The following is a 14,649-nucleotide window of genomic DNA, read 5'->3' as shown; positions in this document are numbered from 1 at the left end:
CGGGCGGCAGCGCCCGATAGATATTGGAGAGCGGCATGGCGGATGCCCATTTTGCCTTTGGCTCGGTCCAGGTGGAGATCAATTTCGAGGCCATCGACGCCCTGTTCGCGCAGGCCCACGACCAGGGACGCGATTCCCTGTTCGAGTACGAGGTTTACGACCTGCTCAAGGCCTCGGGCGCGGAGACCCCGCCCCGGTGCGTGCTCCTGCCGCGCTCGGGCCGGTTCACGGACGAGCAGCTCTCGGTCCTGCCCGGCGACAAGGTGGTCCTCAAGATCGTCTCGCCCGCCATCGTGCACAAGACCGAGGCGGGCGGGGTGCGCGTGGTCGACAACCGCCCGGACGCCATCCGTTCGGCCGTGCGGCGCATGCTCTATGAGGTCCCGGAGAACTACGCCGCCGCCCTGGAGCGCGACCCCGGTTCCGCGCCCGGACCGTACCGCGGCCTTGCGGGCGAGCCCCTGGTCACGGCCGTGTCCCGCGACCTGCGCGGCGTGCTCATGGTCCAGTTCATGGAGCCGGACTCCACGGCCTTCGGCAACGAGCTGCTGGTCGGCATCCGCAAGACCCGCGAGTTCGGCATGGTCGTCACCGCCGGGCTGGGCGGCACCGACACCGAACTCTACGCCCAGCGCTTCCGCAAGGGCCAGGCCCTGACCATCGCCTCCACGGCCCTGACCGACGGGCTGCGCTTCTTCGAGCTCTTCCGCAAGACCATCTCCTACCGCAAGTTGGCCGGATTGACCCGGGGCCAGCGGCGCATCGTCTCCGACGAGCAGCTCATCGAGTGCTTCACCTCGTTCATCAACATGGCCAACCACTACTCCCCGGACAACCCGGACGCGCCCTTCCACATCGAGGAGCTGGAGATCAACCCGTTCGCCTACGCCGATTACCTGATGGTCCCCCTGGACGGGCTGTGCCGCTTCTCGAACCGGACCACCGTGCGCGCCCCACGGCCGGTGGAGCGCATCGCCAAGCTGCTCAAGCCGTCCTCCATCGGCATCGTCGGGGTCTCGGCCTCGCGCATGAATTTCGGGCGGATCATCCTCAAGAACGTGCTCGAAGCGGGCTTCCCGGCCGAGGACGTGCGCCTGGTCAAGCCGGGCGAGACCGAGATCGACGGGGTGGCCTGCGTGCCGGACTTGAAGTCCCTTGACCGGCGGCTCGACCTGCTCGTGGTCGCCGTGGGCGCGCCGCAGGTCCCGGCCCTGGTGGACGAGCTGGTGGCCCTGGACTGCGCCGAGTCGGTCATGCTCATCCCCGGCGGCCTGGGCGAGACCGAGGAGAGCCGCAGCCGCGCGGCAGGCGTCATCGCTCGCATCAACGAAGCCCACGAACGGGGCGCGGGCCCGGTTTTCCTGGGCGGCAACTGCATGGGCGTGGTCTCCCGGCCCGGCCGGTACGACACCTGGTTCATCCCCGAGGAGAAACTGCCGCCCCTGGCCCCCGGCGATCACCATCGGGCGGCCTTCATCTCCCAGTCGGGCGCGTTCATGCTCACCCGTCTCTCCCAATGCCCCTTCCTGAACCCGGCCTACATGGTCTCCATGGGCAATCAGACCGACCTGACGCTCGGCGACATGGTCTCGCACTTCGCCGAGGCCGACGACGTGGACGTCATCGCCGTGTACGCCGAGGGGTTCAACGACCTGGACGGGCTGAATTTCTGCCGGGCCGTGCGCAGGGCGGTGCGCGCGGGCAAGGACGTGATCTTTTACAAGGCGGGGCGGACCCCGGAGGGCAAGTGCGCCACCAGCGGCCACACCGCCTCCCTGGCCGGGGACTACGCCGTCTGCGAGTCCTGCGTGCGCCAGGCGGGAGCCATAGTGGCCCACTCCTTCACCCAGTTCGAGAACCTGTTCATGCTGGCCGAGCGCCTCAACGGCAAGACCATCGGGGGCAACCGGCTGGCCGCCATGTCGGGCGCGGGGTTCGAGGCCGTGGGCATGGCCGATTCCATCCAGACCGACGACTATTCCATGGTCCTGGCCCCGCTGTCGGACAAGACCCGCGAGGCCCTGCAAGGCCTGGTGGAGGACAACCGCCTGTCCGGGCTGGTCACGGTGACCAATCCCCTGGACGTCACGCCGGGGGCCGACGACCATGTGCATGCCGAGGCCATCCGGCTCCTGGCCACGGACCCCGGCGTGGACGCGGTGGTGGCCGGGCTCGTGCCCATGTCCCCGGTCATGCGCACCCTGGCCGATCCGGACACGCCCATGACCATGGATGACGAGCGCTCCATCGCCGCGCTCCTGGCCGACCTGCTGCCCACCCTGGACACCCCGGTCATCGGCGTGGTCGACGGCGGCCGTCAGTACGACCCCCTGGTGGACCGGCTCCAGGAGGCGGGGCTGTGCGCCTTCCGCACCTCGGACCAAGCCGTGGCCGCCCTGGCCCAGTACGTGGACGGGCGGCTCAACGCGGCCCGCATCCGCTCGCGCTGAGCCCGCGACGGACCGTAATCTCCGTTTTTATAATACAACCGACCGCCAAATTCTCCTAATCTTCTATAGACGTGGAGGAGTCTCCTCCCCTGTGGATGGAACAGACGCTTTTGGAGGATCGAATGAAGTTGTCGGACGTCCCCGTCGGGACGAAAATCATCGGCGGATTCCTGATTATCGTGGTGCTTTTTCTGGCTACCGGGGTCTACGTCAAGGTGGCGCAGGACGACATGGCCGCCTCGAGTCACATCGTGGACGCCGCCCTGGAGATGAAGTTCGCCGTGCGCTCGGACATGCAGATGGTCATGGAATTTATGGACGCCCCGGACGGGAAGGCGCTGGACGACAACTGGGCCGAGCATGGAAAGGTCGCGGGCGATTTCGAGTATTTCGCCGCCGGCGTCCTGCAGGGCGTGTCCAATGAACGGGCCAAGATCCGGGCCGCGCGGAATCCCGTCATCCGGGACCTGACCTCTGGGGTCCGGACCCGGCACAAGGACGGTTTCACCCCCGCCGTCCGCAGCGTCTACGACCTCAAGAAGGCCACTTTCGGGGCCTTGGAACGCCGGGCGGCGGCCATGAAGACTTTGGAGGCGGCTCACGAATCGGTGGGCCAGGCCCTGGATGAATTCGAGAAGGGCGTGGACGAGCTCATCGACCGGCGGATAATTGCCGGGGCCGACGCCTTCGACATCCTTTCGCGGGAGATATCCTGGGCGGACATGGCCATGGAGATGAGGATCAACATCGGCCGGTCCCGCATCGTCATGGAGGAGTATGTCCAGCCGGGGACCGTGGAGCGCGAGGCGGCTCTGGCGAAAGCCTACGAAGTTACGCTCAAGGATTTCGACCGGCAGGTCGGGCTCCTGCTCAAGGGCGGCAGCCTGGACGGTCTGATCGTGGTCCCCGTGGACGAACCGGAGCTGGTCGAGCGGCTCAGGAATCTGAGCCGGGTCCATGAGGAGGGCTTCCGCCGCGCGGCCGGCCTGGTGATGACCGCCCAGTCCGACTACGAGAAACTGCGGCGCGAGATCGACCTCGCGGACACCCGGGCCGACGAGGTGGGCCGGGCGTTGATGGCCACGTTGGAGACCATCGGGCACGACGCGGACAGGGACATGAGAGCCGATTCGGTCCATGCCGAGTTGGCCGTTCTCGGCGGCGTCGGCCTGTCCATGATCCTGGCCCTGCTGATCGGCTGGCGCCTGGCGCGGATGATCACCCGGCCGGTCTCCATGGCCCTCGATGTGGCCTCGGCCATGGCCGGAGGCGACCTGAGCCGGGACGTGCGGGCGTCGGGCAAGGACGAGATCGGGCGCATGCTCGGGGCCATGGGCGAGATGATCGTCCGGCTGCGCGACGTGGTATTCGGGGTCAACGGGGCCGTGCAGAACGTGGCCTCGGGCAGCGAGGAGCTCTCGGCCACGGCCGAGACCCTGTCCCAGGGGGCCACCGAGCAGGCGGCCAGCGCCGAGGAACTGGCCGCGTCCATCTCGGGGATCGCCCGTTCCATAGCCGAAAACGCGGGGCATAGTCGGGAGACCGCCGGGATCGCGGCCACGGTGGCGGGCAAGGCCTCCCGGAGCGGCGAGACAGTGGCCCAGGCCGTGGGGGCCATGAAGGAGATCGCCGAGCGGATTTCGATCATCGAGGAGATTGCCCGGCAGACCAACCTGCTGGCGCTGAACGCGGCCATCGAGGCGGCCCGCGCCGGGGAGCACGGCAAGGGGTTCGCCGTGGTCGCCGCCGAGGTGCGCAAGCTGGCCGAGCGCAGCGGCCTGGCGGCCGGCGAGATCAGCCAGCTCTCCGAATCCACGGTCACCGCCTCGGATGAGGCCGTGCACATGCTGGAGGAACTGGTCCCGGAGATCGAGAGGACCGCCGAGCTCATGTCCCGGATACAGTCCTCCTGCGAGGAGCAGGACCTGGTCATCAAGCAGATCGGCACGGCCGTGAACCAGGTCTCGGACGCCACCCAGAGCAACGCCTCGGCCGCCGAGGAGGTGTCCGCCACCTCGGAGGAGCTGGCCGGACAGGGCGAGAGCCTGCAACAGATGATGTCCTTCTTCGACTGCGGGGAGGGGGCCGCCCGCACAACGGCCGCCCAAACCCGGGCGCTGCCTGGAGCCGGAGACGGCGGGGGCGGCGGGCTCGACCGCTACTGAGCCGGGCGCCTGCCCCGCGCGTAAAAAAAGCCCCGGACTCGGTCCGGGGCTTTTTTTGCGTGTCGGATAGTCCGGTCCGTCAATACATCAGTCCCGGCAGGAACAGGATGATCTGCGGGAAGACGAAGAGCAGGGCGATGCCGATGATGATGGCGAGCATGAACGGCAGGATGCCCTTGAACACGTCCTCCAGGGTCACGTCCGGGGCGATCTTGCGGCACATGCCGTAGACCACGTAGACGTTGATGCCCACCGGCGGGGTGATGACGCCCATCTCGGTGACCAGGACGATGATGATGCCGAACCAGATGGGATCGAAGCCCATGCCCGTGACCACCGGGTAGAAGACCGGGATGGTCAGCATGATCAAGGCCAGGGAGTCCATGAAGCAGCCGCCGATGAAGTAGATCAGGATGATCGTGCCCATGATGGCGAACGGCGGCATGTCGAAGGCGGACACCCAGTTGGCGATGTCGAAGGGGATGCGGGTCACGGCCAGGAACTTGCCGAAGACCACCGCGCCCGCGATGAGCACCAGCACCATGCAGGAGGTGCGCAGGGTCTCGTAGAGCGAGTTGACGAAGGCCTGCCACGAGAGCTGGCGCTTGATCAAGGCCAGGGCGAGCACGCCGATGACGCCGATGCTGGCCGCCTCGGTGGGGGTGAACAGCCCCCAGAACAGGCCGCCGATGACCAGGGCGAAGATGAGCAGGGTGTCGATGAGGTTGGCCAGGGAGCGGAATTTCTCGGCCCAGGTGAAGGTGTCGCCCTTGGGGCCCAGCGCCGGGTTGATCCTGCACTGGATGTAGATGCCGACGATGAACAGGAAGGTCAGCAGGAAGGCCGGGAGGATGCCGGACACGAAGAGCGCCCCGATGGACTGCTCGGTGAGCACGCCGTAGATGATCAGGACCACCGAGGGCGGCATGATCATGCCCAGGCCGCCGCCCGAGGCCACCGATGCGGCCGCCAGGGAGTTGGCGTAGCCGTAGCGCTTCATCTCCGGGATGCCGACCGTGGACATGGTCGCGGCCGTGGCCGGGCTGGACCCGCAGACCGCGCCGAAGGCGGTGCAGGCCGAGACCGTGGCCATGGCCAGCCCGCCCCGGGTGTTGCCCAGGAAGCGGTAGGCGGTCTGGTAGAGCCGCCGCGAAATGCCGCAGTTGAAGGCGATCTGGCCCATGAGGATGAACAGCGGGATGGTCGACAGCTCGTAGGAGGCGAACGCGTCGTAGACGTTGCGGCTCATGAGGTTGAGGCCGCCCTTCCAGGAGGTCAGCAGCGAGAAGCCGACAAAGCCCACGAGCATCATGACGAAGGCCACGGGCATCCTGGTCATGAACAGGAAGACCATGATGCAGATGCCGATGATTCCGGCGGTGGTCGGATCCATGGCTAGGCCTCCCGTTTCCCGAAGAATTTGACGACGTCCGCCAGCAGGCAGAGGGCGTAGACGAAGAAACCGAAGGACAGGACGTAGACCACGTAGTACTCGGGCAGCTCCAGGTTCATGGAGACCTCGCCCGACTCGGCCAGGGTCCCGGCGTACAGGAACATACGCCAGGTGATGATGGACACCAGGGACAGGGTGGCCAGGTTGGTGACCAGGCCGATGATCTCGCGGACCCGCTTGGGCAGGCGGCGGACCAGGATTTCCACGCCGATGTGGCTCTTCTGGTAGTGGGCGTAGGGCAGAGCGAAGCCCACGGCGACCACGCCGAGGATGGCCACGATCTCCTCGCAGCCGAAGATGGGGGTGTTGAAGACCCCGCGCAGGAACACGTCCGCGCCGGTCATGGCCGCCATGCCCGCCAGGCAGATCGCCGCGATCACGCGCATGATCTTCTCCGTGATGTGGAGCGGCCGTTTTATCATTTCCATTGCGTATCCTTGAACACGATGCGGGGCGGGAACCAGATCCCGCCCCGTCTTGCAATCGGTTATTTCAGGGTGGATTGGGTGAATTCCAGGATGGCCTTGCCGTCGAGGCCCTTCTCGGCCACCTCGGCCACGTAGCCGTCCAGCACGGGCCGGGCCGCCTGGGCCCAGGCCGCCGATTCCTCGGGGCTCAGTTCGACGATCTCGCCGCCCTGGTCCAGGAAGAACTGCCGTCCGTTGGCGTCGGCCGCGTCCCAGGCGGCGGCGTGCTTGGCCGCCCATTCCCTGTTGATCTCACGGATGATCTTCTGGGATTCCGGGTCGATCTGGGCCCACTTGTCCTTGTTCATGACGATGAAGAACACGGTGGTGTAGGCCACGGAAAAGGAGTCCGTGCCGAACTTGCAGACCTCGCCGAGCTTGAAGGACTTGTTGGACTCGATGGGGTGCATGGAGCCGTCGACCACGCCCTTCTGCAGGAGCTGGTAGTTCTCGGGCATGGGCTTGGCCACCGGGGTGCCGCCCAGGGCCGCGACCAGCTTGGCCGAGTTGCCGGTGGCGCGGATCTTCTCGCCCTTGATGTCGTCGAGGGTCTGGACCGGCTTGTTCACGGTGAACAGCAGGCCGGGGCCGTGGCCGTTGAAATACATGGGCTCCACGTCGGCGAGCTCTTCGGGCTTGAAGTGCTCGTAGACCGCGTTGGCCGTGTTCGTGGCCTGGGCCGCGCTGGTGTAGCCGAGCGGCAGGTCCACGGCGGCCATGACCGGGAAGCGGCCGCGCGAATAGGCCAGGCAGGACAGGCCGATGTCGGAGATGCCCTCGACCACGCCGTCGTAGCACTGGGCGGCCTTGGACAGCGTGCCGCCGGGATAGTACTCGACGACCACCTTGCCGCCGGTGCGTTTCGCCACTTCCCGGCACCACGCCTCGGCCAGCTGGGACTGGTGGTTGGTGGGCGGGAAGAAATTGGAGTAGGTCAGCTTGACCTCGGCCCGCGCCTGGCCGGACAGCCCGGCGCAGAGCAGTCCGATGGCCAGGACCGTGGTTAAAAGTTTGTTCATTGTCTCCCTCCGGATGGTTGCATGGGGTCCGAGGAGGAGTCCGCAGTCTCCCCCCTTGTATATGGAATGCCCCCAGGCTGTGCGGGCGAAGCCGCTTCCGCGCCGCGCCCCGGTTCCGTATTGCCGCTCGGAACCGGGGCGCAGACTCGCGGGGAAGCCGTCTCGCCGCCTCGGCCTACGGGGTCTTGGCCATCTCGGCCTTGATGAAATCAACCACGGCCCTGCCGTCCACGGCCTTGCCCTCGCCCTCGGCGTAGCCGTCCAGCACGGGCTGGGCGGCCTGCACCCAGCGCTCGGCCTCGGCGGGCTCGAGCTTGATGAAGTCGCCGCCCTTGGAGGCCAGGAACTTCCTGCCCTCGGCGTCCGAGGCGTCCCAGGCCTGGCCGTGCTTGACCGACCATTCGCGGTTGATCTCCCGGATGATCTTCTGGTTCTCGGGCGAGATTTGGTTCCACTTGTCCTTGTTCATGACGATGAAGAAGGTGGTGGTGTAGCCCACGCATTCGGACTGGGTGCAGTGCTTGACCACTTCGCCGAGCTTCCAGCCCTTGTTGGACTCCATGGGGTGGACCGAGCCGTCGACCACGCCCTTTTGCAGGGACTGGTAGGCGGCAGGCATGGGCTGGGCCACGGGGGTGCCGCCCAGGGCCTCGATGAGCTTGGCGGAGTTGCCGGTGGAGCGGATCTTGAGGCCCTTCAGATCGGCCAGGGTGCGGACCGGCTTCTCCACGGTGAAGAGCAGGCCCGGGCCGTGGGCGTGGAAGTACATGGGCACCACGTCGTTGAATTCGGCGGGCGAGAACTTGTCATAGACCGCGTTGGCCACGGCTGTGGCCTGGACGCCGTTCTGGTAGCCCATGGGCAGGTCCACGGCGGCCATGACCGGAAAGCGCCCCCGCGAGTATGCCAGGGCGGATTGGCCGATGTCGGAGATGCCCTCGACCACGCCGTCGTAGCACTGTTTGGCCGGGCTCAGGGTGCCGCCGGGGTAGAAGTCGATGATGACCGCCTTGCCCGTGCGCATCTCCACCTCGTTGCACCACTGCTGGGCCAGTTTGGACTGGATGTGCGTGGGCGGGAAGAAGCTGGAATAGGTCAGGCGCACGGACTCGGCGCAGGCCGGGGAGGCCAGCCCGGCGGCGATCAGGGCCAGGGCCGTCAGGGTCAACAGGATCTTACGCATGGTGCATCTCGCTTGTAATGAAGTGATATGGTCGCAGCGGGATCAGTCCCGCCTGGTTCCGCTCTTCACGGCCAGGTCGATGGCCGCCTCGCGCACTTCCGCCAGGGAGAGGGTCTCTGTGCCGAGCGCGCGGTGGATGAGAAAGCCCTCGAACAGGGCGGTGTTCAGGGCTCCGATCTTTTCGGGGAGGAAGTCGCTGGTCACGTGGTCGCGTACCAGATCGGCGAAGACCCGGTCCGAGAGCCGGTAGTCGGACTGGTTCAGGAGGCGGCGCAGGGACTCGTTGGTGGCCGCGTGGATGGTGAACTCCAGGAAGATGGCCGACCAGTTGCGGTCCGCCACGATGGTCTCCAGGAAATCCCAGATGATGCCCATGGCCTCGCGCAGGTCGGCGGCCTTCTGCACCCGGTCGTGCCTCGTCGCCCGGTACTCCTTGAACTTCTGTTCCACGATCTGGAGGAACAGCTCGTCCTTGGAGTTCCAATGGCGGTAGAAGCTGCCCTTGGCGTAGCCCGCGTGGTCGGTGATCTCGGCCACCGAGGTGGAGGCGAATCCCTTGGTGCCGAACAGCTCGATGGCCGAACCCATGAGCTCCCGCATGGTCTGTTGGGATTTCTCCTGCTGTTTGGTCGCCATATCCTGTCCTCGTTCCCCGGAATCGCACGATTTTTATTGCGACCCACGGTCGTTTTGCGACTGTCGGTCAGAAAGTGACCGATGGTCACATCAGAGAATTCAGGGGTAGCAGGGGGCCCCTGTGGAGTCAAGCCCGTTTTGCCGAAACAAGGACAAAACCCTGTTCGAAAGCGTTCAGGCCCACCTCACGGCGCATCCCGCGAAGCGGCCCAAAAAGTTTAGGAAGGATGAGGGGATGGGGGTCCGGGGGAAGGGGAGAAGGAAAGCCCTTTTCAAAGGGTTTCCTTCTCCCCTTCCCCCGGCCGCCGGAGGCTTCTTCTCCTAAGCCGGTTGGCGGATCATCTCCTCGGGTACTCCGAAGACTCTGGGGGTGAAGCGGACGTACCAGGCGGCGGACTGGACCTGGATGATATAGGCCATGGCGATGACCAGGGCGGCGTCCGAGCCCTGTGCGCCGAAGGCGTTGATGGCGATGGCCAGGGCTATGGACAAATTGCGCATGACCGAGCCGTAGACCAGGGCGATGGCGTCGTCGCGCGGCAGCATGGATTTGCCGATGATTGTTGAGAGCAGGAAGTTGAAGCCGTAGAGCAGGAGCAGGGGCACGAGGATGTCCAGGAGCAGGCCGGGTGCGGCCGCGATGGTCCGGGCCTTGAGGGCCAGGGCCACGAACACGATGCCGAGCACGCCCACGGTGGACAGGCCCGGAAACTTCGGGCCGATGTCGCGCTGGAATGTCTGTTGGCCGTAGCGCTTTACCAGGAACCGCTGGGTCAGGTAGCCCAGCGCCATGGGCAGGAAGACGATGAACAGGATCTGCTTGAACACGGCGGCCAGCTGCATCGGGATGGCCGTGCCCATCAGGGCCTGGACGTAGAACGGGGTGGCCAGGGACCCGGCCACGAGCCCGATGACGGTCATCTTGATCGCGGCGGACATGTTGCCCTTGGCGAACCCGGTCCAGGAGATGGTCATGCCGCTGGTGGGCACCAGCCCGGCCAGGAGCAGACCCAGGGCCATGTACGGCTTGTCGCGGAAGAAGAGCAGGCCGACCCCGAAGGTCAGGAAGGGGATCAACCCGAAGTTGATGAGTTGCGTCAGGATTTGGGCCTTGGCGTCGCCCCCCTCGAAGACCTTGCGGATCTTGAGCGTGACCATCATGGGATAGACCATGAGGAAGGTGAACGGGATGATCGCGGCCTTGAGCCAGGCCGTGTCCGCCCACAATCCGTAGGCGAACCCGGCGAGCATCATGGCGGGGATGGCGTAGATCAGGTTCCTGGTCAGTTTTTGCAGTATGCCGAACATGGGAAACTCCTTGCGGTTTTATTCCTGGCCCGACCCGGCCATCTCGGTGGCTCGGCACTCGGGGTCGGAGCAGCAGGAGGCCTCGCCGTCACGGTAGACGACGACCCCGTGGCGCACCGGCTCGACGATGTACCGCCTGGAACATGCCTCGCAATTGACGTAGAAGGGGGCGTAGCTGTCGAATTCGCCCACCGCCTGGCCTGCGTTGCAATACGGACAGCGGATGGTTGCGCTCATGGGGAACCTCCTTGCTTTTTCTCGTTGTCGCCTCCAAACTAAGTGCGGGACGCCCCTTTCGCATTGATCTCGATCAACATCAGCACTTTTTCGGGGGTTTTCATGCCGCCAAGCGAACTCAAGAACGAAATCAGGGCACTGCCCATCTTCGACCGGCTCGACGACGACCAGCTCGAGCGGCTGGCCTCGCACGCCGAGGTCCTGCGTTTCCCCAGGAAGTCCCTGTTCTTCAGCGAGGACAATTCGGCCAAGGGGCTGCACGTGCTCCTGACCGGCCAGGTCAAGCTCTTTCGCCTGGCCGAAGACGGCAAGGAACAAACCATCTTCGTGTTCGGCCCCGGCGAGCCGTTCTGCCTGTGCTCCACCTTCTCGGACGGCAAACTGCCCGCCAACCTCGGCGCGCTCGAGGACAGCCGCGTCCTGTTCATCCGCCCCAAGGAATATGAACGCATGGTGCGCGAGGACCCGTCCATCCTCCTGACCATGATGCGGGTCATGTCCCGGCGCCTCAAGGAAGCCATGGACATGATCGACTCCCTGTCCCTCAAACAGGTCCCCTCCCGGCTCATGGCCTACTTCCAAAGCCGGCACCAGGGCGGCCGCGTCACCCTCGACCTCTCCCAACGCGAACTCGCCAAAATCATCGGCATCACCCCCGAAGCCCTGTCCCGCACCCTGCGCAAAATGGCCGATAACGGCGACATCCGCATGGACGGCAACGACATCTTTTTGCTCGATATGGCGGAGTAGGGGGCCGGCATAAGGGGGGAATGCCTCCGGCGGCCCCTTCGGGGAGTGCCCTCGCCGGGCGGGCGTCTCCGACGGGCAGGGCGCTGCCCTATCTCTGCTGTCGACGGCTCTAAGACCGAGCAAGCTCGGCCTAAGACCCGACGCGGCCCCGCCAGGGAGCAAGGCCCCCCTGGCCCCCCATGTTCGCTTCGCTCAGGGGCGTGCGGTGGCGGAAGGCCGCGATGAGAACGCCTTCCGCCCTGCCCGAAATCGCGGGTTTTGTTTTTGGGGAATAATATAGCCCGCTAAGAATCATTTTCTCCCGTTAAAAATTCCCCAAGTTCCGCCTGTCCCGTCAGCGGCGTTGGCTACCCTCCCGAAGGGTTCGCGCCGGACGGCCCTCCGAGGCCCGTGGACGCCCGGCGCGGACTATTCGGGCCACCGCACAGCCAAGCTACTCCATCCGGCCCGCGCAGCAATCCGCCATCCCGCGCCCACACGCCCTTGCCGAAGGCACACAAAAAGTTTGGGAGGGGATCCAGGGGGAACCCTTTTCAAAGGGTTCCCCCTGGCGGGGTCTGGGGCAGCGCCCCAGCCGCTGGAGGCATACTGCCGGGGCGGTCCATGAATGGTATTTGCAAAATCGATGGATTCGGGGCTAGACTGCAATGGCGGGATCCGTTGCAACGTACAGGGGGATGCATGGACCTGATCATCATCGCTTCCATAGGCATACAGCTGGCGGCAGCCGCGCTGGCTCTGTTCCTGATCCCGGAGACGGGCCGCCGCTGGTCGTGGATACTGATCGCGGCGGGGTTGATCGGCATGGTGCACCGCCGGGCACACACCCTGTACATGATCTGGGAGGGCAGGGCGCAGCCCGACCCCGCCTTCGAGCTCATCGGCCTGCTGGTTTCGGTCATCATCCTGCTCGGGGTCCTGCAGATCCGGCCCATTTTCCGGCAGCTCAAGGCGGCCAACGAGAAGCTGGCCCGGAGCGAGGAGCGGTTCCGGACCGTGGCGGACTTCACCTACGACTGGGAGTACTGGCGCGGCCCGGACGGCGAATTTCTGTACATGTCGCCGTCGTGCGAGCGGATCACCGGGTATCCCCCGTCCGCGTTCATGAAGGACCCGGACCTGATGTTCAGAATGGTGCATCCCGAGGACCGGCCCATGGTCAAGGCGCACCTGTTCAACGAGCACCGGACGCTGGAGACGGACACCCTGGATTTCCGCATCATCCGGCCCGACGGCACCCAGCACTGGCTGTCCCACCGCTGCGTGCCGGTGACCAACGAGCAGGGCACCTTCCTGGGCGCACGGGCCAGCAACCGGATCATCGACCAGCGGGTGGAGGCCGAGAACCGGCTGCGCGAGAGTCGCAGGCTGTATCGCGACCTGGTGGAGCAATCCCACTTCATTGTTCTGGAGGTGGACACCGAGGGCAAGGTCTTCTTCATCAACCGCTGGGGCCTGGATTTCTACGGGTTCCGCGAAGGGGAGCTGAACGGCCGCGACGCGGTGGGGCTGCTCCTGCCCGCCGCCGACGACCAGGACCGCGACCTGCGCGCCCATTTCCGCGACCTGCTCGAACACAATCCGGGCCACACCTTCACCGAGGTGGAGGTCATGCGCCGCAACGAGACCCGCGCCACCCTGTCGCTCGGCACCTCGGTCATCGTGGACGAGACAGGCAAGGCCACCGGCATCCTCTGCATCGGCATCGACATCACCGCGCGCAAGGCGGCGGAAAAGCTGAAGGAGGACGTGGAACGCATCGTCCGCCACGACCTCAAGTCGCCGCTCATGGGCATCATCGGCCTGCCGCGCATCATGCAGGAGGACGAGAACCTCACGGACCGCCAGAAGGAGATGCTCCAGGTGGTCGAAGAGGCGGGCATGCAGATGATGGACCTGATCAACCAGTCCCTGACCCTGTACAAGCTCGAATCCGGCACCTACGAACACCAGCCCCAGTCCGTGGACTGGCTGGCCGTGATCATGCGCGCCGTACGCGACACCTCCATGCACCGCGAACCATCCTGCACCGTGGAGGCCACCCTGGACGGCCAAAAGATCGAAAAGGGCATGCAGCTCGTCATTCAGGGCGACGGCACCCTGCTCTACGGCATGGCCGCCAACCTGCTCAAGAACGCGGTCGAGGCCTCGGGCGGACAGCCCGTGCGCGTGGATGTGACCAGCGGCGACCCGTGCGTGCTCGAAATCCGCAACCACCTGCCCGTGCCCGAGGAAGTGCGCCATTCCTTCTTCGACAAATACTCCACCCACGGCAAACACAACGGCACCGGCCTGGGCACCTACTCCGCCCGCCTCGCCGCCGAAGCCCACGGCGGCAACATCGCCATGGATACCTCCCCCGAAACCGGTACCGTGGTCCGCGTCACCCTGCCCCGAGGCGAAACCACCGCCTGATCGGGCGACGGACTGTACGCGCGGGGAGATGCCTCCGGCGGCCCCTTCGGGGAGACCAGGGCGCTGCCCTGGACCCGCCAGAGAACCCTTTGAAAAGGGTTCTCTGGACTCTCCTAAACTTTTTCTGTCGCTTCGCGAGATGCGTGCGGTAGCGGAAGGCTGCGACGGGACGCCTTCCGCTGTGCCGGTGTGCGATTTCGGGCGGGGAAAACGGGTGGAAGGACGTGCGGCTCCTCGAAACGAATTGCGCCGTTTCCCCCGCCCGAAATCGCGGGTTTTGTTTTTTGGGAATGAAATAGCCTGCTAAGAAACCACTTTCCTCGTCCCAAAACGCCGCAAAATCCATTTTCCGAGTTCCGCATGTCCCGCCTGCGGCGTTGGCAACCGTCCCGAAGGGTTCGCGCCGGGCGGCCCTCCGAGGCCCGTGGACATCCGGCGCGAACCCTTCGGGACACCGCACAGCCAAGCTCCCTCCAAAGCTGAAGCGAAACACGCCGCCACCCCGCTCCAGCCCCCGCGCAGCGGCACCAAAAAGTTTGGGAGAGTCCAGAGAACCTTTTTCAAAA

General features: G+C 65.6%; 11 protein-coding genes. 4 read left to right on the top strand and 7 right to left on the bottom strand.

What is annotated here, in order from left to right; translation table 11 throughout:
* Positions 1–35 precede the first annotated feature (35 nt).
* Positions 36–2,450 (top strand): acetate--CoA ligase family protein, encoded by a 2,415-nt coding sequence (locus AB6M95_RS11790; protein ID WP_371386953.1) that lies wholly within the window; start codon positions 36–38, stop codon positions 2,448–2,450.
* 122 nt (positions 2,451–2,572) lie between these two features.
* A complete protein-coding gene (locus tag AB6M95_RS11785; protein ID WP_371386952.1) occupies positions 2,573–4,615 on the top strand; it encodes a methyl-accepting chemotaxis protein in 2,043 nt (680 codons plus the stop codon).
* 79 nt (positions 4,616–4,694) lie between these two features.
* Here the strand turns inward: AB6M95_RS11785 and AB6M95_RS11780 are convergent, their stop codons facing one another.
* The 7 genes from AB6M95_RS11780 to AB6M95_RS11750 all read right to left on the bottom strand — a co-directional run bounded on the left by AB6M95_RS11780 (position 4,695) and on the right by AB6M95_RS11750 (position 10,918).
* Positions 4,695–6,008: a TRAP transporter large permease gene (locus AB6M95_RS11780; protein WP_371386951.1), complete on the bottom strand. Its 1,314-nt coding sequence runs from the start codon at positions 6,006–6,008 to the stop codon at positions 4,695–4,697.
* Positions 6,009–6,010: 2 nt separating this feature from the next.
* Positions 6,011–6,496 carry a TRAP transporter small permease gene (locus tag AB6M95_RS11775; protein ID WP_371386950.1) on the bottom strand — a complete coding sequence of 162 codons (486 nt, stop codon included), beginning with the start codon at positions 6,494–6,496 and terminating at the stop codon, positions 6,011–6,013.
* Between the two features lie 59 nt (positions 6,497–6,555).
* Positions 6,556–7,554, bottom strand: coding sequence for a TRAP transporter substrate-binding protein (locus AB6M95_RS11770; RefSeq protein WP_371386949.1), 999 nt, complete (start codon positions 7,552–7,554; stop codon positions 6,556–6,558).
* Positions 7,555–7,729: 175 nt separating this feature from the next.
* Complete coding sequence (locus tag AB6M95_RS11765; protein WP_371386948.1) at positions 7,730–8,737, bottom strand: TRAP transporter substrate-binding protein; 1,008 nt, start codon at positions 8,735–8,737, stop codon at positions 7,730–7,732.
* 42 nt (positions 8,738–8,779) lie between these two features.
* Positions 8,780–9,373: a TetR/AcrR family transcriptional regulator gene (locus AB6M95_RS11760; RefSeq protein WP_371386947.1), complete on the bottom strand. Its 594-nt coding sequence runs from the start codon at positions 9,371–9,373 to the stop codon at positions 8,780–8,782.
* A gap of 321 nt (positions 9,374–9,694) precedes the next feature.
* Positions 9,695–10,681, bottom strand: a complete 987-nt coding sequence (locus tag AB6M95_RS11755; RefSeq protein ID WP_371386946.1) for an arsenic resistance protein — start codon at positions 10,679–10,681, stop codon at positions 9,695–9,697.
* Positions 10,682–10,699: 18 nt separating this feature from the next.
* Entirely contained in the window at positions 10,700–10,918 is a 219-nt protein-coding gene (locus AB6M95_RS11750; protein WP_371386945.1) for a hypothetical protein, read from the bottom strand.
* A gap of 102 nt (positions 10,919–11,020) precedes the next feature.
* On the opposite strand from AB6M95_RS11750, the gene AB6M95_RS11745 reads away from it, so the two are divergent.
* Complete coding sequence (locus AB6M95_RS11745; RefSeq protein WP_371386944.1) at positions 11,021–11,668, top strand: Crp/Fnr family transcriptional regulator; 648 nt, start codon at positions 11,021–11,023, stop codon at positions 11,666–11,668.
* Between the two features lie 681 nt (positions 11,669–12,349).
* Complete coding sequence (locus AB6M95_RS11740) at positions 12,350–14,083, top strand: PAS domain S-box protein (protein WP_371386943.1); 1,734 nt, start codon at positions 12,350–12,352, stop codon at positions 14,081–14,083.
* Positions 14,084–14,649 lie beyond the last annotated feature (566 nt).

The organism is Pseudodesulfovibrio karagichevae (assembly GCF_041414475.1).
Taxonomy (GTDB): domain Bacteria; phylum Desulfobacterota; class Desulfovibrionia; order Desulfovibrionales; family Desulfovibrionaceae; genus Pseudodesulfovibrio; species Pseudodesulfovibrio karagichevae.
Note: the sequence above shows the minus strand (reverse complement) of the source record. Positions and strands in the feature narration are given on the sequence as shown.

What these genes read in the sequence shown, in the direction of transcription:
- AB6M95_RS11785 (WP_371386952.1), top strand. Translation starts at nt 2,573, where the DNA reads ATGAAGTTGTCGGACGTCCCCGTCGGGACGAAAATCATCGGCGGATTC.
- AB6M95_RS11745 (WP_371386944.1), top strand. Translation starts at nt 11,021, where the DNA reads ATGCCGCCAAGCGAACTCAAGAACGAAATCAGGGCACTGCCCATCTTC.
- AB6M95_RS11755 (WP_371386946.1), bottom strand. Translation starts at nt 10,681, where the DNA reads ATGTTCGGCATACTGCAAAAACTGACCAGGAACCTGATCTACGCCATC.
- AB6M95_RS11760 (WP_371386947.1), bottom strand. Translation starts at nt 9,373, where the DNA reads ATGGCGACCAAACAGCAGGAGAAATCCCAACAGACCATGCGGGAGCTC.
- AB6M95_RS11790 (WP_371386953.1), top strand. Translation starts at nt 36, where the DNA reads ATGGCGGATGCCCATTTTGCCTTTGGCTCGGTCCAGGTGGAGATCAAT.
- AB6M95_RS11780 (WP_371386951.1), bottom strand. Translation starts at nt 6,008, where the DNA reads ATGGATCCGACCACCGCCGGAATCATCGGCATCTGCATCATGGTCTTC.
- AB6M95_RS11750 (WP_371386945.1), bottom strand. Translation starts at nt 10,918, where the DNA reads ATGAGCGCAACCATCCGCTGTCCGTATTGCAACGCAGGCCAGGCGGTG.
- AB6M95_RS11770 (WP_371386949.1), bottom strand. Translation starts at nt 7,554, where the DNA reads ATGAACAAACTTTTAACCACGGTCCTGGCCATCGGACTGCTCTGCGCC.
- AB6M95_RS11765 (WP_371386948.1), bottom strand. Translation starts at nt 8,737, where the DNA reads ATGCGTAAGATCCTGTTGACCCTGACGGCCCTGGCCCTGATCGCCGCC.
- AB6M95_RS11740 (WP_371386943.1), top strand. Translation starts at nt 12,350, where the DNA reads ATGGACCTGATCATCATCGCTTCCATAGGCATACAGCTGGCGGCAGCC.
- AB6M95_RS11775 (WP_371386950.1), bottom strand. Translation starts at nt 6,496, where the DNA reads ATGGAAATGATAAAACGGCCGCTCCACATCACGGAGAAGATCATGCGC.